At 61.1% G+C, this 20,348-nt stretch carries 19 protein-coding genes; 7 read left to right on the top strand and 12 right to left on the bottom strand.

Annotated elements, in window-relative coordinates:
- Window positions 1-15: 15 nt before the first annotated feature.
- From KUW67_RS12145 to KUW67_RS12135, 3 genes are read left to right on the top strand one after another with little or no spacing between them, the layout of a single operon-like run.
- Entirely contained in the window at window positions 16-225 is a 210-nt protein-coding gene (locus KUW67_RS12145) for a tail protein X (protein ID WP_224825578.1), read from the top strand.
- Window positions 218-1,330: a phage late control D family protein gene (locus KUW67_RS12140; protein ID WP_224825577.1), complete on the top strand. Its 1,113-nt coding sequence runs from the start codon at window positions 218-220 to the stop codon at window positions 1,328-1,330. Before KUW67_RS12145 ends, KUW67_RS12140 begins: the two co-directional genes overlap by 8 nt.
- A gap of 45 nt (window positions 1,331-1,375) precedes the next feature.
- Window positions 1,376-2,701 carry a glycosyltransferase family 2 protein gene (locus KUW67_RS12135; protein WP_370634977.1) on the top strand — a complete coding sequence of 442 codons (1,326 nt, stop codon included), beginning with the start codon at window positions 1,376-1,378 and terminating at the stop codon, window positions 2,699-2,701.
- Here the strand turns inward: KUW67_RS12135 and KUW67_RS12130 are convergent.
- Window positions 2,619-3,272 carry a GntR family transcriptional regulator gene (locus KUW67_RS12130; protein ID WP_224825576.1) on the bottom strand — a complete coding sequence of 218 codons (654 nt, stop codon included), beginning with the start codon at window positions 3,270-3,272 and terminating at the stop codon, window positions 2,619-2,621. The two genes, KUW67_RS12135 and KUW67_RS12130, sit on opposite strands and share 83 nt — an antisense overlap.
- 102 nt (window positions 3,273-3,374) lie before the next feature.
- Between KUW67_RS12130 and KUW67_RS12125 the strand changes: the two genes are divergently transcribed.
- Both KUW67_RS12125 and KUW67_RS12120 read left to right on the top strand, forming a co-directional pair.
- Entirely contained in the window at window positions 3,375-4,028 is a 654-nt protein-coding gene (locus tag KUW67_RS12125) for a pyrimidine 5'-nucleotidase (RefSeq protein ID WP_224825575.1), read from the top strand.
- Window positions 4,029-4,067: 39 nt separating this feature from the next.
- Complete coding sequence (locus tag KUW67_RS12120) at window positions 4,068-5,273, top strand: UbiH/UbiF family hydroxylase (protein WP_224825574.1); 1,206 nt, start codon at window positions 4,068-4,070, stop codon at window positions 5,271-5,273.
- 104 nt (window positions 5,274-5,377) lie between these two features.
- On the opposite strand, the gene KUW67_RS12115 is transcribed toward KUW67_RS12120, so the two are convergent.
- The 3 genes from KUW67_RS12115 to KUW67_RS12105 all read right to left on the bottom strand — a co-directional run bounded on the left by KUW67_RS12115 (window position 5,378) and on the right by KUW67_RS12105 (window position 7,532).
- Entirely contained in the window at window positions 5,378-6,505 is a 1,128-nt protein-coding gene (locus KUW67_RS12115) for an aminotransferase class V-fold PLP-dependent enzyme (protein WP_224825573.1), read from the bottom strand.
- 113 nt (window positions 6,506-6,618) lie between these two features.
- The gene (locus KUW67_RS12110; protein WP_224825572.1) at window positions 6,619-7,077 is read right to left on the bottom strand and encodes an Lrp/AsnC family transcriptional regulator; all 459 of its coding nucleotides are present in this window, start codon (window positions 7,075-7,077) and stop codon (window positions 6,619-6,621) included.
- A complete protein-coding gene (locus KUW67_RS12105) occupies window positions 7,074-7,532 on the bottom strand; it encodes an Lrp/AsnC family transcriptional regulator (RefSeq protein WP_224825571.1) in 459 nt (152 codons plus the stop codon). The genes KUW67_RS12110 and KUW67_RS12105 overlap by 4 nt, the downstream gene beginning before the upstream one ends.
- A gap of 135 nt (window positions 7,533-7,667) precedes the next feature.
- Between KUW67_RS12105 and ilvC the strand changes: the two genes are divergently transcribed.
- Together ilvC and KUW67_RS12095 are read left to right on the top strand one after the other, a co-directional pair.
- On the top strand, window positions 7,668-8,690 hold the full coding sequence (gene ilvC, locus KUW67_RS12100; protein ID WP_224825570.1) for a ketol-acid reductoisomerase: 1,023 nt from the start codon (window positions 7,668-7,670) through the stop codon (window positions 8,688-8,690).
- A 64-nt stretch (window positions 8,691-8,754) separates the two neighbouring features.
- On the top strand, window positions 8,755-9,657 hold the full coding sequence (locus KUW67_RS12095) for a DMT family transporter (protein WP_224825569.1): 903 nt from the start codon (window positions 8,755-8,757) through the stop codon (window positions 9,655-9,657).
- Here KUW67_RS12095 and glmM read toward each other — a convergent pair.
- The 8 genes from glmM to KUW67_RS12055 form a co-directional block, all read right to left on the bottom strand.
- Window positions 9,654-10,997, bottom strand: a complete 1,344-nt coding sequence (glmM, locus tag KUW67_RS12090) for a phosphoglucosamine mutase (protein WP_224825568.1) — start codon at window positions 10,995-10,997, stop codon at window positions 9,654-9,656. The two genes, KUW67_RS12095 and glmM, sit on opposite strands and share 4 nt — an antisense overlap.
- Window positions 10,994-11,998 (bottom strand): dihydropteroate synthase, encoded by a 1,005-nt coding sequence (gene folP / locus KUW67_RS12085; protein ID WP_224825567.1) that lies wholly within the window; start codon window positions 11,996-11,998, stop codon window positions 10,994-10,996. The genes glmM and folP overlap by 4 nt, the downstream gene beginning before the upstream one ends.
- Window positions 11,995-12,900, bottom strand: a complete 906-nt coding sequence (locus KUW67_RS12080) for a dihydroneopterin aldolase (RefSeq protein WP_224825566.1) — start codon at window positions 12,898-12,900, stop codon at window positions 11,995-11,997. Before KUW67_RS12080 ends, folP begins: the two co-directional genes overlap by 4 nt.
- A 99-nt stretch (window positions 12,901-12,999) precedes the next feature.
- The gene (locus KUW67_RS12075) at window positions 13,000-13,698 is read right to left on the bottom strand and encodes a cell wall hydrolase (RefSeq protein WP_224825565.1); all 699 of its coding nucleotides are present in this window, start codon (window positions 13,696-13,698) and stop codon (window positions 13,000-13,002) included.
- A 197-nt stretch (window positions 13,699-13,895) separates the two neighbouring features.
- On the bottom strand, window positions 13,896-16,490 hold the full coding sequence (locus KUW67_RS12070; RefSeq protein WP_224825564.1) for a putative PEP-binding protein: 2,595 nt from the start codon (window positions 16,488-16,490) through the stop codon (window positions 13,896-13,898).
- Window positions 16,491-16,525: 35 nt separating this feature from the next.
- Window positions 16,526-18,838, bottom strand: coding sequence for a glycine--tRNA ligase subunit beta (glyS, locus tag KUW67_RS12065; RefSeq protein WP_224825563.1), 2,313 nt, complete (start codon window positions 18,836-18,838; stop codon window positions 16,526-16,528).
- A complete protein-coding gene (locus tag KUW67_RS12060) occupies window positions 18,838-19,368 on the bottom strand; it encodes a DUF6446 family protein (protein WP_224825562.1) in 531 nt (176 codons plus the stop codon). The genes glyS and KUW67_RS12060 overlap by 1 nt, the downstream gene beginning before the upstream one ends.
- Window positions 19,365-20,294, bottom strand: a complete 930-nt coding sequence (locus tag KUW67_RS12055) for a glycine--tRNA ligase subunit alpha (RefSeq protein WP_224825561.1) — start codon at window positions 20,292-20,294, stop codon at window positions 19,365-19,367. Before KUW67_RS12055 ends, KUW67_RS12060 begins: the two co-directional genes overlap by 4 nt.
- Window positions 20,295-20,348 lie beyond the last annotated feature (54 nt).

Raw genomic sequence — 20,348 nt, 5'->3', positions numbered from 1 at the left:
AGAGTAGAGGAAGCTATGGCCACAACCTACCGCACAATCGAAGGCGATACGGTCGATGCGATCGCCTATCGCCACTATGGTCGCCACAACGGCACCACTGAGGTGATTTTCGAGGCCAATCGCGGCCTTGCAAAGCTGCCGCTGGTGTTGCCTGAAGGAACGATCCTGACACTTCCGGACCTGGCTGAGGCTGATCCGATCCAGACCGTGAAGCTATATGATTGATCCTGTCCTTCATCCAATCGCGCAGACGCCGATTTTCAAGCTGCTGGTGGATGGAAAGCCTTTCCCTTCAGCACGCATCTTGCGGATCGAGGCGACGGACGCGGCGGGGTTTGAAAGCGACGAGTTGAGGCTGACGCTGGACGACAGCGCGCCCCAGATCGAGACCCCACGCGAGGGGGCGACCTACGAACTCAGTCTTGGCTATGCAGAATGGGGCCCGCCGATCTTTATCGGCACCTACGTCTTCGAAGAGATCGAGCGCAACGGATATGAACGCACACTGACCTTGACCGCCAAAGCGGCGGATCATGCGGAAAGCCTCAAAGAGCCCAAGACGCGCGCATGGGAGGGTCAGACTTTCGGCGCGATCTGCGGCACCATCGCCCGCGAACACAATCTGAAGCTGGCGATTGCCAGTGATCTGGCTGCGTTCGGGGTCGCCTATATCGCGCAGACGGAGGAAAGCGATCAGCACTTCCTGACGCGGCTTGGGCGGCGTCTGGGGGCCGTTGTGGCGCCCAAAGACGGCCGCTTGCTAATATCCTCTCGTGGATCCGGCAAGACGGTCTCCGGCAAGCCCATGCCGACAATATTCATCACAACCCAGCAGCTGATAGCCGACAACGCATATATGGTTCGGCGCAAGCCGCGCTCGCGGTATTCAAGGGTAATTGCGAAGTGGCAGGATCGCGCCGCTGGACGGACGCGGACCATCACTCTTAAAGCGGGTTTAAAAGGCCCTTCGATGACGCTTCGAGAGGTCTTCCAAAGCGCTGCCGACGCGCGCAAAGCAGCCGAGGCGAAGGTTAAAGAGTTGCGGGCTGGTGAAGGTGAATTAAGCTGCGATCTTGTCGGCTTCCCGAAGGCCCGTGCTGAAGCGCCGATCAAGGTTCAGGGCGTCGCTCCGGATGCCGATGGCGACTGGATTGCGGCTTCTGTGACCCATATCTGGGACTACACCGATGGCAGTGGCGCAGTGACAACCGTGGAAGCAGAGTTTGGCATGGAAGAGAATAGTGATAAGAAGAAGCCAACCAAATCGAAAAAGAAGACCAAGAGCACCCCGAAGCAGACCGGCGAGTATGTCTCAATCCTAGATCGGTAGCGCCTCAAGAGGCCTAAAACTTTTTGACAAACCAAGTGATCCGTTTTGCCAAATCAAGCGATCCGCTACACCGACCCCGCCCCCCGCGATCCGATCCCGCCACACGATCTGCCCTTCCAACTGCCCGTCATCTCGGTCCTTGTGCCCCTTTTTGAGGAATCCGAGATCGCGACCCGCCTTGTCCGCCGTCTGGAACGCCTCGAATACCCGCGCGAATGCCTCGACATCTGTCTGGTTGTCGAAGAAGACGATGCCTGCACCCGCGCCACGTTATCCAAAACCGATTTGCCCCACTGGATGCGGGTCATTCAGGTGCCACCGGGCGCGGTCAAAACCAAGCCGCGCGCGCTGAACTACGCGATGGATTTCGCCCGCGGCTCCATCATCGGGGTGTTTGACGCCGAAGACGCCCCCGCCCCCCGCGCCATGATTACGGTCGCGCGCGCCTTCCACGCGCGCTGCCCCGAGGTGGCTTGCCTCCAGGGCCGCCTCGACTTTTACAACAGCCGCTCCAACTGGATGTCACGCTGTTTCACCATCGAATACGCCACATGGTTTGGCGTGATCCTGCCCGGCCTCGCCAAGCTCGGTTGCGCCATTCCATTGGGCGGCACAACACTCTTTTTCCGCCGCACGGCGCTCGAGCAATTGGGCGGCTGGGACGCCCACAACGTCACCGAGGACGCCGATCTGGGCATGCGCCTGGCCCGTTACGGCTTTCGCGCAGATCTTGTGGACACCGTCACCGAAGAGGAAGCCAACTGCCGCCCCTGGCCTTGGGTCAAACAGCGCTCCCGCTGGATCAAGGGCTATGCGGCCACCTACGCCGTGCATATGCGCAAGCCCCGCCAGCTCTGGCGCGATCTGGGGCCGCGCAAATTCTGGGGCTTCCAGCTTCTCTTCCTCGGCAGCCTGATCCAGTCAGCGCTATCCCCTGTATTGTGGAGCTTCTGGCTCATGCTCTTCGGTCTCTGGCACCCGCTCAGCGCCGCGATGTCGCTGCCCTTGCTTATCGCACTGCAAGTCACCTTCGCGCTTTCGGGGATTGCCACCATCGCGGTATCGCTGATCGGCGTCAGATCGCGTAAACACCGCCACCTGCGCGGCTGGGTTCTGACCCTGCCCGCCTATTTTCCACTGGCCACAGCCGCGGCCTATAAAGGCTTGTGGGAGTTGATAAAAAAGCCGTTCTACTGGGACAAAACCGACCATGGCGTTTTTGAGAATGACGCCGCAATCCAGCCGATCAAAGGCGCAGCATTGCAAGTCCCGCTCTTGAGAAAAGCGCTTATTCCGCCGCTTCCACTTCGCCCGCATCCAGCTTCAGACGCACTTCAAAAGCGACCGAGATGTGATCCCGAAGCGCCTTGAACGCCGCGTCCCCGTCCCGCGCTTCAATCGCCGACACAATCCTGTCATGCTCTGCAATCGTGCTTTCGCCGCGCCCTTCCGCGGCGATCGAGGTGTTGGCCATCAGCGCCATCGACCGATGCACCAAATCCAGTTGCTGCACCAGATAGCGGTTATGCGAGGCCAGATGGATTTGCTTGTGAAAGCGACGGTTCGCGCGGCTCATCTTTTCAGGCTGCCCGATCAACGCGCGGTCATCCTCGACCATCTGGCGCAAGACCCGCACCTCTTCTTCGGCAGCATGCCGCGCCGCCAACCTTGCGGCCAGTCCCTCCAATTCGGCACGTACCACGTAAAGCTCGGCCAGTTGCGAATGATCCAGCGACGCCACGATCAAAGACCGTCCGTCGCGCGCCAATAAGGACTGCGTTTCAAGCCGCTGCAACGCCTCGCGGATCGGCGTGCGCGAGACGCCGAACCGCTCCGCCAGCTCTGATTCCACCAGACGGTCGCCGGGCCGGTAAACGCCCACATCAATCGCCTCGAGGATCAGTGAATACGCGTCTTTATGCTCTGCCCGTGCGTCCGTCATCTACGATGTCCTTGCGTTGCTGTGTCAACCTACACGGGGGGCCTCATGTCAATCAAGCACAACAGCTTGCCCTGCCCTGCCATAAGACTTAGGTCTCGGCGCATGCCACGCCAGAATTTTACACATGTCGATACTTGGGTGTTTGACCTCGACAACACGCTTTATCACCCCTCTGCCCGCCTCTTTGATCAGATCGAGGTGAAGATGACGGATTGGGTGCAAGACGTTCTGGGGGTAGAGCGCGACCGCGCCAACCACCTGCGGCACCACTACTGGCAGACCTATGGCACGACGCTCGCCGGGTTGATGGCCGAGCATGACGTGGATCCCGATCCCTATCTGCATGCCGTGCATGAGATCGACCTCAGCCACCTGACCAAAGACCCGGGCCTGGCCGCCGAAATCTCCGATCTGCCGGGCCGCAAGATCGTCTACACAAACGGCTCAAGACCCTATGCCCAAAGGGTTCTGGCGGCGCGTGGGCTGTCGGATCTTTTTGACGCGGTCTACGGCGTCGAGCATGCCCAATACCGCCCCAAACCCGACCGCGCCGCGTTCGAGGCGATCTTTACCCAAGACGGCGTCACCCCCAGCCAAGCCGCGATGTTCGAGGATGACCCCCGCAATCTCAAAGCCCCCCACGCCATGGGAATGCGCACCGTGCATGTGGCCGATGATGCCCAGCCTGCCGATCATATCCACCACCACACCGACGATCTGACCGGCTTTCTCAAGCGTCTACGTGGGGCGGAATGACGCTTGGACGCGCCCGCTGCGGTGCCTAAGTTGAGCCCTATGGAACGTATCAAAACCGATATTCTGATCTCTGGCGGCGGCGTCGCTGGCCTCACCGCCGCCGCCGCCTTCGGCACAGCTGGCTTCAACGTGATCTGCGTTGATCCTGCACCACCCATCACCGAGCGTGATGCCGCAGGTGCCGATCTCCGCACCACCGCGTTTTTGCAGCCGGCTCGTGATTTTCTGGATCGCGCAGGCATCTGGAACAAGCTCGCCCCCCATGCAAGCCCGCTGCAAATCATGCGCATCGTCGATGCGGGTGGCGAGACGCCAGAGCCGCGCCTGACCAAGGATTTCAACGCCGCCGATATCGGCGATCTGCCCTTTGGCTGGAACCTGCCCAACTGGCTTTTGCGCCGCGAAATGACAGCGCGTTTGGCGGAATTGCCCAATGTCGATTTCCGTCCCGGCACCGGCACCGCGCGGGTTTTTACGCGCTCCCGGCAGGCTTTGGTGACGCTGTCTGACGGCACGAAAGTTGAGGCGAAAATGATCATCGCCGCTGACGGGCGTGGCTCGCCTGTCCGCGAAGCGCTTGATATTCCTGTAAAAACGACACGCTATGGCCAAAAGGCCCTCGCCTTTGCCGTCACCCACCCGATCCCGCACGAGAATGTCTCGACCGAGGTGCATCGCTCTGGCGGTCCCTTCACCCTGGTCCCGCTTCCAGACCGGGACGGGGTCCCTTCCTCCGCCATCGTCTGGATGGAAGACGGCCCCGAAGTCGCGCGCCTTGCCGCCCTGCCTGAGGCCGATTTCAACGCCGAAATGACCACGCGGTCCTGCGGGTTGTACGGCCCTCTGACGCTCGCGTCCCAGCGCACTGTCTGGCCAATCATCAGCCAAATGGCCGAGCGAATGTATGGTGAACGCACCACCCTCGTCGCCGAGGCCGCCCATGTCGTGCCCCCCATCGGCGCACAAGGTCTGAATATGAGCCTCGGGGATTTGCGCGTGCTTTTAAATCTGGCGGTCGAAGCCCCACATCTGATTGGCGAGGTGTCAATGCTGGAGAGCTATCACAAGGCTCGCCACTCCGAGGTGCGCGCCCGCGTCGCTGGCGTTGATCTTCTGAACCGCACGTCACAAATTGAAGCGCAACCTTTACGTGATGCCCGTGCGATGGGTCTGAACGCGCTTTATTCCGTGGCACCCGTCCGAAAGACAATGATTCAACTTGGGCTCGGGGCGCGAGGTCGGTAGTCGTCTTTTTCTGGCTACGCCAAAAACCCGGCACGGGGGCTAGCCCCCGTGACCCCCAAGGTATTTCAGGACAAAAGAAGTCGGTATTATGTTAAGTCGTTAGGTCAGAGAACCTGATCTAAAACCCGGGTGAGCCGCGTCATCGTGCCATCGACATCATGGAGCTTATCCAGCCCGAAAAGGCCCAAACGGAAGGTGCGGAAATCTTCCGGCTCATCACATTGCAGCGGCACACCGGCGGCGATCTGCATGCCTTGGGCCGCGAATTTCTTACCGTTCTGGATGTCCGGATCGGTGGTGTAGCTGACAACAACCCCTGGCGCACCGTAGCCTTCAGCGGCGACGGATTTCACGCCTTTTTCTTTGAGATAGGCGCGCACCGCATCGCCCAAAGCCCACTGGTTTTCCTTCAGCTTCTCGAAGCCGTAGTCGCGGGTTTCCAGCATGGTGTCGCGGAAGGCCCGCAGGCCGTCGGTGGGCATCGTGGCGTGATAGGCGTGACCGCCGCCCTCGTAAGTGTCCATAATCGCTGCCCATTTCGCCAGATCAATGGCGAAGGAGTTGGACTGCGTGTTGCCCAACCGCTCTTTCGCGCGGGCGCTCATCATCACAAGGCCGGCGGACGGCGTCGAAGACCAGCCCTTCTGCGGGGCAGAGATCAGAACGTCAACGCCGGTGGTCTCCATATCGACCCAGGCGCAGCCGGAGGCGATGCAATCGAGCACCATGATCGCGCCGACCTCATGGGCGGCGGCGGCCAGTTCAGTGATATAGGCGTCGGGCAGGATGATGCCTGCCGAGGTCTCAACATGGGGGGCAAAGACGACGTCGGGTTTGGCCTCACGGATACGGGCGGTGACGTCCTCAATCGGGGCGGGCATGAAGGCCGATTGCGGGTCGTTGCCCGTTAACCTTGCTTTAACCACTGTGGTTTCGCGCGCGAAACCACCTGCTTTGAAAATCTGGCTCCAGCGGTAGGAAAACCAGCCATTGCGGACGACCAAAGCATGGGCATTGGTGGCAAACTGGCGCGCGACCGCCTCCATCGCGTAGGTGCCACCGCCGGGGACGATGGCCGTGGCCTCGGCCTTGTAGACGTCCTTGAGCATCCCAGAGATATCGCGCATCACATCGCCGAACGCGGCAGACATATGGTTGAGCGAGCGGTCGGTGAACACCACCGAGAATTCTTCGAGCCCATCAGGGTCAATCGTGTCGAGCAGAGCAGCCATCGTGATCTCCATGTTTGGAGATGTGGTATCGCAGCGAAACCCCGGTGCGCAAAGTCTATTTCGGTATACATTCGCCGCATCGCAGCAGTTGGTGGCGCGGATCGGAAACCCCGTTATCCGATCGGCCCCGGACGCCGTTCTTCCGACAGCAGAACATTAGCCTCAACATCCCCGACACCCGGCAAAGTCATGATCCGCCACCGCAAAACCCGCTCGAAATCCGCCAAATCGCGGGCGACAATCCGAAGGCGATAATCAAAGAGGCCCAGCACATGCTGCACCGATTGGACCTCTGGAATGGCGGTGACCGCCCGTTCAAAATCCTCCAAACTCACGCGGCCTTTGCGGGCCAGTTTCACACCCAGAAATACCGACACACCAAAACCCAGTTTTTCCAGATCAAACACCGCGCGGTATCCCGTGATCACGCCCGCTTGTTCCAGCCGCCTGATCCGCCGCCACGTCGCGGGTTGGCTTAACCCCAAGCGTTTGCCCAAGGCGGCTGTTGATACACCTGCATCGTTAACCAGAGCCTTCAAAAGGGCGCGGTCGGTCTGGTCCAGATCAATCATATCGGTAAACCCTCGTCTGACTTGACGGAGGCGACGTGCATCAAGGCTTCGACATCGGCGATATGCGGAAGGGTTAAAATCCGGTCACGGTAGAGTTCCTGGTAATGCGCCATGTCTCGCGCCAGCACAGACAGACGCAGATCCACACGGCCCAGAAAGGTCTGAATCTCGATCACTTCGGGGACGTCGCGGGCTGCCGCTAGAAACTGGTCAAACCCCTGCGGCTGTGCCTTGTCGATAGTGATGCGCAGGGAAACCTCGACCGCGTATCCCAAAGCGGCCCAGTCGATCACGGCCTGCCGCCCTTTCAAAACGCCTGCCGCCTCAAGCCTGTCCAGCTTGCGGCGGACTACGGCAACCGACACACGGGCGTCCTTTGCCAATGCTGGCACCGAGGCGGTCGGATCGGATTGCGTGAGCCGAAGAAGGCGGCGGTCTAGATCATCTATTTGCATGAAAATGTACGTAACATCAAATTTGACGAATAACTATATGCCTTCTTTTGTCTAAAAATACCTGAATGATACGGGTATCCTAAGCGAAACGCCCCTATGGTGCGCCACAATTAAACCTTGATGGAGGACCACCCTATGCGCGTTTACTACGATCGCGATTGCGACATTAACCTGATCAAAGACAAAAAAGTGGCCATCCTTGGCTACGGCTCTCAAGGCCACGCCCACGCGCTGAACCTGCGCGACAGCGGTGCAAAGAACCTTGTCGTGGCGCTGCGCGAAGGCTCGGCCTCGGCCAAGAAAGCCGAAGGTGAAGGCCTGAAAGTTATGGGGATCGCAGAAGCCGCAGCCTGGTGCGACGTCATCATGTTCACCATGCCCGATGAACTTCAGGCAGAGACCTACAAGAAATACGTCCACGACAATATTCGCGAAGGCGCCGCAATTGCGTTTGCCCACGGTCTGAATGTGCATTTCGGCCTGATCGAGCCGAAAGAAGGCGTCGACGTCATCATGATGGCGCCCAAAGGCCCCGGCCACACGGTGCGCGGCGAATACACCAAAGGCGGCGGTGTGCCTTGCCTTGTGGCGGTCGACAATGATGCGTCCGGCAAGGCGCTGGAAATCGGTCTGTCCTATTGCTCGGCCATCGGTGGCGGGCGGTCCGGCATCATCGAGACGAACTTCCGCGAGGAATGCGAAACCGATCTGTTCGGGGAACAGGCCGTTCTGTGTGGCGGTCTGGTAGAGCTGATCCGCATGGGCTTCGAAACGCTGGTCGAGGCCGGTTACGCGCCCGAGATGGCCTATTTCGAGTGCTTGCACGAGGTGAAGCTGATCGTGGATCTGATCTATGAAGGCGGCATCGCGAACATGAACTACTCTATCTCGAATACGGCGGAATATGGCGAGTATGTCAGCGGCCCGCGCATCCTGCCTTATGACGAGACCAAGGCGCGTATGAAAGCGGTTCTGGACGACATCCAGCGCGGCAAGTTTGTGCGGGACTTCATGCAGGAAAACTCGGTTGGTCAGCCTTTCTTCAAAGGTACGCGTCGTCTGAATGACGAGCACCAGATCGAGCAGGTCGGTGCCAAGCTGCGTGAGATGATGCCGTGGATTTCCGCTGGCAAGATGGTTGACAAAGAGAAGAACTAAGCGCTTGTAAGCGTTGAAAGAAAAGCGCGGCCTTCGGGTCGCGCCTTTTTGTTTGGGAGGACGTATGGACAAGCCGGGCGCCATAAATTGGCTGCGGATCGTCGGGGTTGCGATGATCTGGGGCAGTGCGTTCATGACGGTCTCGATCGCGCTGCGCGACTTTGAGCCGCTGACGCTGGCCGCAGGCCGGATCGTCATCGGCGCAGGCGCGCTTTACGCGCTTTTGAAGCTGCGCGGCGGGGCGTTGCATCCGTTTTCGGACCGGAAGGTTTGGGTGTTCACGCTGGGCATCGCGCTGCTGTCGAGCGCGTGGCCCTTCATGTTGCTGAGCTGGGGGCAACAGCATGTCGCCTCGGGCTTTGCGGGCATGACGATGGCAGCTTTGCCAATCTTCGTGCTGCCCTTGGCGCATTTTCTGGTCCCGGGAGATCGGCTGACATTGCGCAAAGGTATCGGCTTTGCGATTGGCTTTGTGGGCACGGTTTGGCTGATCGGGCCTGGCACGATTTCCGAGATTTCATCGGACACCGAAGCGCTGGCGCGAATGGCCTGCGTGGCGGCGGCACTTTGCTACGCGGTTGGGTCGATTGTGACGCGGCTTTGCCCGGAGGTGAACCAATTGGCGCTGTCGACCGCATCGCTGATTTTGGCAGCGGTGTTTCTGGTGCCTTTGGCGTTGCTCGTGGAAGGCGTTCCGCGCGAGGTCGCGCCGCAAGGCTGGCTGGCGCTGCTTTATCTGGGCGTGGTGCCGACGGCGGTGGCGTTCATCATCAAGGTGGCGGTGATCCGGTCAGCCGGACCCAGTTTCATGACGTTGACCAACTACATGGTGCCGGTCTGGTCGGTGCTGTTTGGCGCGTTGATCCTGTCGGAAAAACTGCCTGCGCAACTCTTTGGCGCGCTCGCGTTGATCCTTGTGGGGATCGCGATTTCGCAGGCAGGGACTTTGCGCAAGCTGTTTGCTTAAAGGGCGGCTTCGACCTCTGCAACAATGCCGTCCACGACCTCATGCAGCAGGGCGTCATCTTCGCATTCGGCCATCACGCGGACCAGGGGTTCGGTGCCGGATTTGCGGATCAGGAGGCGGCCTTTGCCAGTGAGCTGGCCTTCGGCTTCAGCGATGCGTTTGAGGACGGCGGCGGCGTTCAGCGGGTCTTGGCCTGCCGCGTAGCGCACGTTTTTGAGCAGCTGCGGCACAGGTTCGAAACTTTTGACCAGCGTGCTGGCGGGTTTACCCGAGCGGGCCATCTCAGCGAGGAATTGCAGGCCCGCGATCAGGCCGTCGCCGGTGGTGGCGTAGTCGGTCATCACGATATGGCCGGACTGTTCGCCGCCCAGGTTCCAGCCACCTTTGCGCATGGCTTCAACGACATAGCGGTCGCCAACCTTGGTGCGCTCAAGGCGCAGGCCGTTGCTTTGCAGATAGCGCTCCAGGCCGAGGTTGGACATGACGGTCGCCACCAACGTGTCGTCGCGCAGCTGGCCCAGATCGGCCCAGCGGCGGGCCATCAGCGCCATGAGTTGATCGCCATCGGCCACCGTTCCGGTCTCATCCAGGATCATCACGCGGTCGGCGTCGCCATCCAAGCAAATGCCCACATCCGCGCCATGGGCCACGACGGTTTCGGCGGCGGTCTTGGTGCTGGTGGAGCCGCAGCCTTCATTGATATTATAGCCATTGGGGGCGGTGCCGACGGGGATCACCTCGGCGCCAAGCTCCCACAAGACTTCGGGCGCAGCTTTGTAGGCCGCCCCGTTGGCGCAATCGATGACAACCTTGAGGCCGGTCAGGCGCTGTTGGCGGGGAAAGGTGGTTTTGGCATATTCGACATAGCGGCCCCGGCCATCGTCGATACGCTTGGCGCGGCCGATATTGGCAGGTTGCGCGGGGTCGATTTCGCCAGCCACCAACGCTTCAATCTCCATCTCGGCCTCGTCAGACAACTTGAAGCCATCGGGGCCGAAGAACTTGATGCCGTTGTCGTGGTGCGGGTTATGGCTGGCCGAGATCATAATGCCCAGATCGGCGCGCATGGAGCGGGTCAGGTAGCCCACAGCGGGGGTCGGCACGGGGCCCAGAAGCAGCACGTTCATGCCGGTGGAGGTGAGGCCCGCGGTGAGCGCGTTTTCCAGCATGTAACCCGACAGACGCGTGTCTTTGCCAATCACGACACGGTGGCGGTTCATGCCGTCGCGGCGGAAATAGCGGCCTGCAGCAGCACCCAGCTTAAGGGCCATTTCGGCAGTCATCGGATAGGTGTTGGCGGTGCCCCGCACGCCGTCTGTGCCAAAAAGTTTCCGTGTCATTTCTTTGCCCCTAAGACTGCTTGCGCCATTTTCAGCGCTTTAACTGCAGGGGTGATATCATGGACGCGGTGCAACTGAACACCCTGCATGGCCGCAATGAGCGTGATCGCGAGGGTTCCGGGCAAACGGTCGGCGGCGGATGGCGCATCGGTCACGGTGTCGATGAAGCGCTTGCGGGAGGCCCCCAACAGGATCGGGCAGCCCAGCCCGTGAAAAACGCCGATATGGCGCAGGAGGGTCAGGTTATGATCCAGCGTTTTGCCAAAGCCGATACCAGGATCGACAAGGATGCGGGCGCGGGCAATGCCTGCGGCCTCAGCGGTGGCGATATGGGTCTCAAGCGCGCTGTAGACCTCGTGCAGGACGTCCGTGTAGCGGGGATCATCCTGCATCGTCTCAGGCTCCCCCTTGGCGTGCATCAGGCAAACCGGCGCGCCAGATTTCGCAACAGTTTCCGCCATTTGCGGATCGAAGCTAAAGGCAGAGACATCGTTGACCATGGCGGCACCGGCAGCCATCGCGGCCTCGGCCACGGCGGCTTTGCGGGTATCGACGGAGATCGGTGTGTCAACCGCTTGTGCCGTGGCCTCGATCACCGGGCGGATGCGGGCGACCTCATCCTCGACTGGCACCAATGTGGCTCCGGGACGGGTGCTTTCGCCGCCCACGTCGATCATGTCAGCCCCGCAGGCTGCCATATCGCGGGCATGGGCAATCGCGGCGTCAGCGCCGATGAACTGACCGCCATCTGAAAAACTGTCGGGGGTGACGTTGAGAATGCCCATGATATGCGGCATGGCCCAACTGAGACTGGCTTGCGGCGTACGCGGCGCGGTCAAACGGTCGAGCCTGTCAGCGGGAATGTCACTGGCCGGAATGATGCGCGAGGCCCGGCCCGGTGTGAGAACCTCGGCCTGAGTGAACCAGCACCAACCGCCCGCAAGACGCTTGGCCCCTTTCGGCGCGGGACCCGTTTGAGCCAGAGGACGGTAAAGCGTCATAGGGTGACCTGATCAAGTGCGATGACCCGCGTGGCCTCAGGGGATTGCCCGCCGATGGACCAGAAAGCGGCAGCGTCCATTTCTGCGGCAAACCACGCATTGAGGGCGGCCGCATCGCGAGGCTGTGTTGCGGGACCTTCGACCGCATCCAGCACGATCTTGGAAGGTGCCCAGACACAGATTTGGCCGTTTTTCATGGCCCAATCAAGCTCGGTCCGGGTTGCGACGACCACGCAGCGCGCATCACGGCCCGCAAGGACCCAGGCGTTCTGTTCGATTGCAAGAAGGTCGATGCGCCGTTGGGCCGGAGCAACCTGTGACGCGGGCGGTGTCGCCTCGGGCATGCCGACGCAAAGGATCACGGGGGCCGGATCTGAGGCGAGCTGATCAAGCCAACCGGTCAGGTTGTCCGATATGATCGCAGCGTTGGACAGCATTACGACGCGCGGCGGGATCAGAAGCGACTCGGTCGGATCGACGACTTTCAAGGGCCGCGCGCGCACGATCTCGACGCCCAACGCACCGGAACCCCGATCCAGTTTTTCGATCCGCACGAAACAGCGCATCGCTTGGGGTTCCAGTAGGATGCGGTCGGCCACGCGTTCGGCCAGTGTTTCGAGCAGATTCAGGCGTTCTTCCGACAGCTCCAGCGTAATCGCCTCGGTCACGCGGTCGTAGGAGAGGATACGATCTACATCATCGTCGATGGGGCCCTCGACGGGCTGCACTTCGACAACGATGTTGAATTGCACCCGCTGAGTGGTGCCGCGTTCTTGTTGGAAGGCACCTATCTCGACCTCGACAATATAGTCGCGCACCGAAATGCGGTCGCGCGGGCCGTCTGCGGTGGCGGCGGCGCGCTCGGATGGGTGGGCAAAGGCCAGATGGATGTCGTTTGTCATGGGGTCTTGGCCTTCAGCGCGGGAGATCACGGCCCCTGATACGCAAAGCGGGCGCCTCCGAAAAGGGGCGCCCGCGTCGCAGCAGATGGCAATTGCGACCTAGTTCGACGCCGTGCGGTAGGTGTGGCGATAGAAGTGGTGGTAGCCGATTGTTGCGGTGCGCGGATAGGTGCGCGCCCAGCGCGGGCTCACCGATTTGGTGTGATAATGCGTGGCCCCACCGGTCAGGCGCAAGGGTGCCCCATCGACCATGGCTTTGGCGATCTTGGCCACGTTGTTAAACGCCCGCGGCTCGTTGATGACCTCGGCCTTGCCGTCACAAGTATAGGTGAACTGGCAGGCGTACTTTTTGCCCGTGCCTTGGTTGATCACGCCGCAAACGCTGTCGGGAAAGCGCGAGGATGCGACCCGGTTCATGATCACCTCGGCCACAGCGAACTGGCCTTTGACACTTTCACCGCGCGCCTCGAAATAGAGCGCTTCGGCAAGGCAACGCCACTGCGCGCCACCTTTGGCTTCGGGCTGGGCGGCCAGCCATTCGCGATCATAGCTGATGCCGGCATAGGCCGGGCGTTTGGTCGGCGTGATCGAGCTGCGCGGTGCGGTCGTTGCGATCATGGCGAGGCGATCAGCCCCCCCGTTCAGCATGATCCGGCGCTCATTATCCAACAATTGTTTAACGCTCTTTCCCAGAGCTTCGTGGCTTTGCGTTTCAACGTCGGCAGCATCTGCAAATGCAGGTGCAACGATCGCGCAAAGCGACAGGGCGCATGTAAATGCGATCCTCTTCACAAGCATATCGTCGTCCTTCTCAGGCAGTTCCCGTCAGGTGGCAGCCGCTCCGAAATCGGAGGGGCGGTTGGCAGCCAGCCGGTCACATAGGCCGGTTTGCCCCAAACGTCGAGTCGCGCAGCCTGTCGCGTGGCATACCGGCAACAGTTCGCCGATTGTGATGCCTTGGAAAAGCCTGAAAAGAGCGCTTGTTTTTCAGCCACTTAGCTGGTGTTTGCCTTGATTTCGGCACGATCGTGAATGGTGAGTTGCGCGGCGGCCAGCCGAGCGACCGGCACACGAAAAGGTGAGCACGAGACATAGTTGAACCCGGCCTTGCGGCAAAATTCGATGGCCAGAGCGTCGCCGCCATGCTCACCGCAGATGGACAAGACGACGTCGGGGCGGATGTGGCGACCTCGTTCGGCACCGATGCTCAGCAGCTCTCCCACGCCGTGAATGTCGAGGCGGTGGAACGGGTCTTCGTGGAAGACATCCTGCTGGACATAGTTCGACATGAAGCGGCCCGCATCGTCGCGCGACAGGCCATAGGTCATCTGGGTCAGGTCGTTTGTGCCGAAGCTAAGGAAGGCGGCGGTTTCCGCGATATCGCCCGCACGCAGAGCAGCGCGCGGCGTTTCCACCATGACGCCCAGTTTGAAGTTGAAATCAATGCCCCGCTCGGCCCGCACAGCGGCCGCGACTGCGTCGATGCGGGAGCGCACAAGTTCGACCTCACGTGCGGCAGAGACCAGCGGGATCATGATTTCCGGCGTGATATCAATGCCCTGCGTGGTAACTTCAACCGTCGCCTCAAAAATGGCACGGACCTGCATATCGTAGATTTCCGGCACCGTGATACCAAGGCGCACACCGCGCATCCCCAGCATGGGGTTAAATTCGCTCAGCGCTTCGACCCGGTGGGTGACGTCTGCCAACGGCAAGCCCAGCGCCTCGGCCAAATCGCGCATACCGTCGCGGGAGCTGGGCAAAAACTCGTGCAGGGGCGGGTCGAACAGGCGGATGCAGACGGGCATGCCGCGCATGATATCGAAGAGCTGTTTGAAATCGTCGCGCTGCATGGGCAGCAGGCGATCTACGGCGGCGCGGCGATCTTCGGAGCTGTCAGCGAAGATCATCTCGCGCATCACGGTCAGGCGGTCGCCCTCGAAAAACATATGTTCAGTGCGGCAGAGGCCGATGCCTTCGGCTTCAAAATTGCGGGCGGTCTGGGCGTCGGCGGGGGTGTCGGCATTGGCGCGCACGCCGATATCGCGCACCTCGTCCGCCCAGCCGAGCAAGGTCTGGAAAACGTCATCCAAGGCGGCTTCGCGCATCTTCGGCTCCCCGGCCAGCGCTTCGCCGGCGGTGCCGTCGATGGTGATCACTTCGCCTTCAAAGAAGGTGCGGCCATCAGGCGTGGTCAGGGTTTTTTGACGCGCATCGAGCTGAATTTCGGAAGCCCCAACGACGCAAGGAAGGCCAAGGCCCCGGCCAATCACGGCAGCATGAGACGTCATGCCACCGCGTTCGGTCAGCACGGCGGCGGCGGCGTGCATGCCGCGAATGTCCTCAGGCGTGGTTTCGCGACGCACCAAAACGCAGGCCTCGCCGCGCGCGGCGCTGGCTTGAGCATCGTTGGCGGTAAACACGATCTTGCCGCTGGCCGCACCGGGCGACGCGGCAATGCCGCGCGCAATCGGGTCGCGCTTGGCGCGATCATCGACCTGCCGGTGCAACAATTCGTTCAGGGCGCGTGGCTCCACCCGGATCAGGGCATCGCTTTTCTCGATCACGCCTTGCTTGGCCAGATCGACAGCGATGCGCACCCCGGCACGGGCGGAACGTGCAACGCGGACAGCATCCAGCACATGCAGGTCGCCGCCATCAATGGTGAACTCGATCTGCATTTCCTCGCGCAGACGGGTGCGGACCGTGTCGCCATAGGTCATCAACTCGGCGAAAGCGTCCGGGCAAAGTTCTTCCAGCGACGCGCCGCGGGGATCGCGGGTCAGGTAGCTGGCTTGCACGTCAGGCGACAGCGCCTCGCGCCCTTGGCTTTGGCTCAGATAGCGCCCCGTCACGCCCGGCTCGCCGGTGTCGGACGAGACGAACTGGATCACGCCAGAACCGCTTTCGGCAGCCCCCACGCCCATGGCCATTTCCTGCACCACGAGGCCCAGACCGGCATCCGCAGGCGCGCCTTTGGCCTGGCGCAACAAGCGTGCGGTTGTGCTTTCCCAAGCCCGCGCCATGGAGCGCAGAACCTCGCCCAATTGCTGAGCGGGATCTTGGGGGAAAATGCTGTCGGTTTCGGCCTCATAGGCGGCGAGTGCAGCGGTCAGATCTTCGGGTGTCGGGTGCGCGGGCAGATCAAATTCGTCCGGATCAAGGCGCGCGACGTGGATCGCAAAGGCCCGCACGAAGCGCGCATAAAGTGCGGCGGCGGCGGGTTTGCCCATCGTCTCGCACAGATCAACGTAGCGGGCGTCGTTCATACCGATATTGAGCACAGCGCCCGGCCCACCCCAATCGGGGTCCTGACTGCTGGGGCGCACGGACACCAGCGCACCTTCGGGAAAGAGCGCCAAAAGCGCTTTGGTATCAGGGAGTTGGCCAGCTGCAACCGCGTGAACCACGGCAAAAGAGAGCGCGACTGTGCGCGGCACGGGCAGATCAAGCCGGATCAGGCGTTGCAGGCATTTTGCGCGCCCACCATGCTTGTCCGCGGCAATCGCGGCGCTGGGGGTAATCAGCGTAAAGTCAGTGAAATCAGCATGTTTCTGCACTGCGGCACAATCCTTTCGTGCCTGCAGCATACGCCTGACGCGATTCTTAACAAGGATTGTTTGCGCTACCCTTCGACACGCGTCAAATCGGCCACGCTGAGGCAAATCGTGCGGATGCGGTGCAGCAGGTTGAGCCGATTACGGCGGATCGTGGCGCTGTCAGCGTTGACCTGAACGGCCTCGAAAAACGCATCAATCGGGGCGCGCAGGGCGGCCATGGCGGTCATGGCTTTGGCGAAATCTTCTTCTTTCATCGCGGGGGTGATTTGCGCGTCGGCTGCGTCCAGCGCTGCGAAGAGCGCGCGTTCCTCGTCGGTCTCGGCGAATTTGATATCCGCGCCGAAGGAGTATTCGACGCCATCCTTTTCCTCGGCTTGAGAAAGGATGTTATTGGCGCGCTTGAAGCCTTGAAGCAGGTTTTCGCCGTCGTCGGTTTTCAGGAAATCCGAAAGGGCGTTGGCGCGTTTGACCAGCAGGGTGAGGTCATCGTTGCCCGGCATGACGATGCAGGCGTCGATGACGTCATGGCGGATACCTTGATCGCGAAGATAGACCTTGAGGCGGTCGTGGAAGAAGGAGAGGAGGCTTTCCGTATCGAGCTTGCGATTAGGCTTTCGGCCTAGTTGTTTCGTCGCAGCAGCACGAAGGATATTTATAGCCTGTTCTTCGCCCGTCGTAGCCCCACTCTCCAAAGCACTAGCCAGTTCAACAATATTCTCTTCCGCATCTGCAGTAAGATCGCCGGTCTCAGTTAACCAACCTTTCAAATCAAAAAATTCGACGATAGCAGAATGATCTGAAATGCTCTTTACCGCGAACCTCTTATGAATCGCCGTGAAGAGAACATCAAGAAAGCCATCCTGAGCCTGATCAAACAAGTTTCTTAACGAAAAGCTGGTCTGGTTCTCCAGAACCAACCGAATACCCCCAAGTGCAGCCCTCCGCAGCGCAAACGGGTCTTTGCTCCCAGTCGGCTTCTCATCAATCGCCCAGAAGGCGGTCAGCTTGTCGATCTTCTCTGCCAACGCCACGGCCACGGAAACCGGCGCGGTGGGCACATCGTCCGACGGCCCAAGCGGAGCGTAGTGGTCTTCGGCGACGGCAGCGATCTCGGCGCTCTCCCCTGCCCGCTCGATATAGTAGCGGCCCATGATGCCCTGGAGTTCGGGGAATTCGTAGACCATTTCGGAGGCCAGATCGGCCTTCGCGAGGCGGGCGGCTTTTTCGGCGGCGTCCGCATCTGCGCCAACCACGGGCGCGATTTCGCGCGACAGCGCCGCGATGCGGTCGATCTGGTCGGCGACGGTGCCAAGTTTGTTGTGGAACGTGACTTTGCCAAGGCTGTCGAGCCACGGCTGCATGCCCTCTTTGGCGATGCGCAGGTCGTTCTCCCAAAAGAACACCGCATCGGCCAGACGGGCGGCGAGGACCTTTTGGTTGCCCGCGAGGATCGTGGCACCGTTATCGGGCGTCTCGGTATTGGCGACGGTCACGAATTTTTCGATGCGGCCCGTCTTTGGGTTGCGGACAGAGAAAAACTTCTGGTGCTCTTTCATGGAGCTTTGCAGGACCTCGGGGGGTAGATCGAGGAAGCGCTCTCCGATCTCGCCCATCAGGACGACGGGCCATTCGACAAGGCCTGCGACCTCGGCCAGAAGGCCTTTATCTTCCACAACTTCAAGGCCTTGCGCGAAGGCCATGGAGGTGGCGTCGGCCCAGATGTGGTCGGCGCGCTCGGTCGCGTCGAGCACGACATGGGCCTTTTTGAGCTTGGCCTCGTAGTCGTCAAAGCTGGTGACTTTGAACGCGCCGGGGGCCATGAAACGGTGGCCTTCGGTAATGTCGCCGGAGGTGATGTGATCGACCGTGACGGGGACGATGTCTGTGCCCTGCTCGTCATAGGTGATGCACAGGATGCGATGGAGCGGGCGGACCCAGCGGAGGGAGCCGCTGCCCCAACGCATGGATTTGGGCCATGGGAAATTGCGGATCGTGTCTTCAAGGACCTCGGCCACGATGTCAGCGGCGGGGCGGCCCGGTTTGTCGATCACGGCGAAATAGGTCTGGCCCTTTTTATCATCACGCAGTTCCAGTTGGTCCTTGGTCAGGCCGGTGGAACGCAGAAACCCTTCGAGCGCTTTTTCGGGCGCATCGGCGCGGGGGCCTTTGCGTTCTTCCCGCAAATCCGGCGAGCGGGCGAGCATATCGGAAAGCGTCAGCGTCAGGCGGCGGGGCGTGGAATAGGCACGCGCGCCGGCATAGGTGATGCCAGCCTCAACCAGCCCGTCAGTGACGCGCTTTTGAAGGTCGGCGGCGGCTTTGGCCTGCATGCGGGCGGGGATTTCCTCGGAAAAAAGCTCGATCAGGAGATCAGGCATTATTCGGTCCTTTCGGGGGGCGGCGGGCAGTCGTCGGGGAGCGGCTCGCCGTCGAATAGCTTTTCACCACAAGGGTTTATCTGGTGCCACGCATAGCCGCGGCCATCCTCGGTCAGCGCGATAATCCGGTCGATGCCGTAGGTGATGTTGGCGGTGCCCAGGAAGGCGAGCGCGGTGCCGTCCTGCAAGGCCGCACCCAGCGCGTCGGCGTCGAAACAGTCGAACCAGCCGGGGGCCTCCAGCGGCTCGGCGCGCTCGTAGGCGACGTAGGTTTCTGTGGCGAGCGCAAGAGAGATGGGCGTGGTGAAGCAGGAGCGGTAGCGGATGGGCGAGGACGTGGCGTCGATCGCCTCGAAATCGTCATAGAGGACAGTTTCGGGCTGGCCAGAGACAAGTGTTGTCATCTGCACGTCGTCCTCGCCCGTCGCGGTGACGGGTTCGTAGAAGTGATAGACCTGCAGGTAATAGAGCGCCGCACCGGCGATCAGGGCGATGATCACGAGGATGCTCCCAACGAGTTTTCCGCTCATGCGGCGTAGCCTCCGGCGTCGGTTTGCACGAAAGCGTCCGCGCAGGCTTTGGCGAGCGCGCGGACGCGGCCGATATAGGCCTGGCGTTCGGTGACCGAGATCACGCCGCGTGCATCCAGCAGGTTGAAGACGTGAGACGCCTTGATGCATTGATCATAGGCGGGTTGGGCCATGACGATGCGGCGGCCTGTTTTGGGGTCATCGGCAGGCTCAGCGAGGATGCGCGCGCATTCGGCTTCGGCGTCCTTGAAGTGCTGCAGCAGCGTGTCGGTATCGGCCACGTCGAAGTTCCAGCGGGCGTATTGCGCTTCGGCCTCGCGGAAGACATCGCCATAGGTCAGCGGGATCGGCGATTGCGGGTCGTTGAAGGGCATTTCGTTGCCGTCATCATGGCCCAGCACATACATGGCGAGGCGTTCGAGACCGTAGGTGAGTTCGCCGGACACAGGGTGGCAATCATGGCCGCCGACCTGCTGGAAATAGGTGAACTGCGACACTTCCATACCGTCGCACCAGACTTCCCAGCCGAGGCCCCATGCACCCAGCGTGGGGCTTTCCCAATCGTCTTCGACAAAGCGGATGTCGTGCATCTTCATGTCGATACCGATGGCCTCGAGCGAGCCGAGGTAGAGGTCCTGCAGATCGGGCGGGCTGGGTTTGATGATAACCTGATACTGGTAGTAGTGCTGCCAGCGGTTGGGGCTGTCACCATAGCGGCCATCGGTCGGGCGGCGGGAGGGCTGCACGTAAGCGGCGGTCCAGTCCTTGGAGCCCAGCGCGCGCAGCGTCGTCGCCGGGTGGAACGTGCCCGCGCCCACTTCCATGTCATAAGGTTGCAGCATCGCGCAGCCTTTCGAAGCCCAGTAGGCCTGAAGGCGCAAAATGATCTCTTGGAAGGAGCGCGGTGTTGTCGTTTCGGATGCCATGACAAGCCCTTTGGAAAAGCGTGATCTTACTAGGCGGGCGCGGCAAGGGCGTCA

It is taken from the genome of Cognatishimia sp. MH4019, from assembly GCF_020177595.1.
Taxonomy (GTDB): Bacteria; Pseudomonadota; Alphaproteobacteria; order Rhodobacterales; family Rhodobacteraceae; genus JAHTBL01.
The sequence above is the reverse complement of the archived record's forward strand: the minus strand, read 5'-3'. Positions and strand labels throughout refer to the sequence as shown.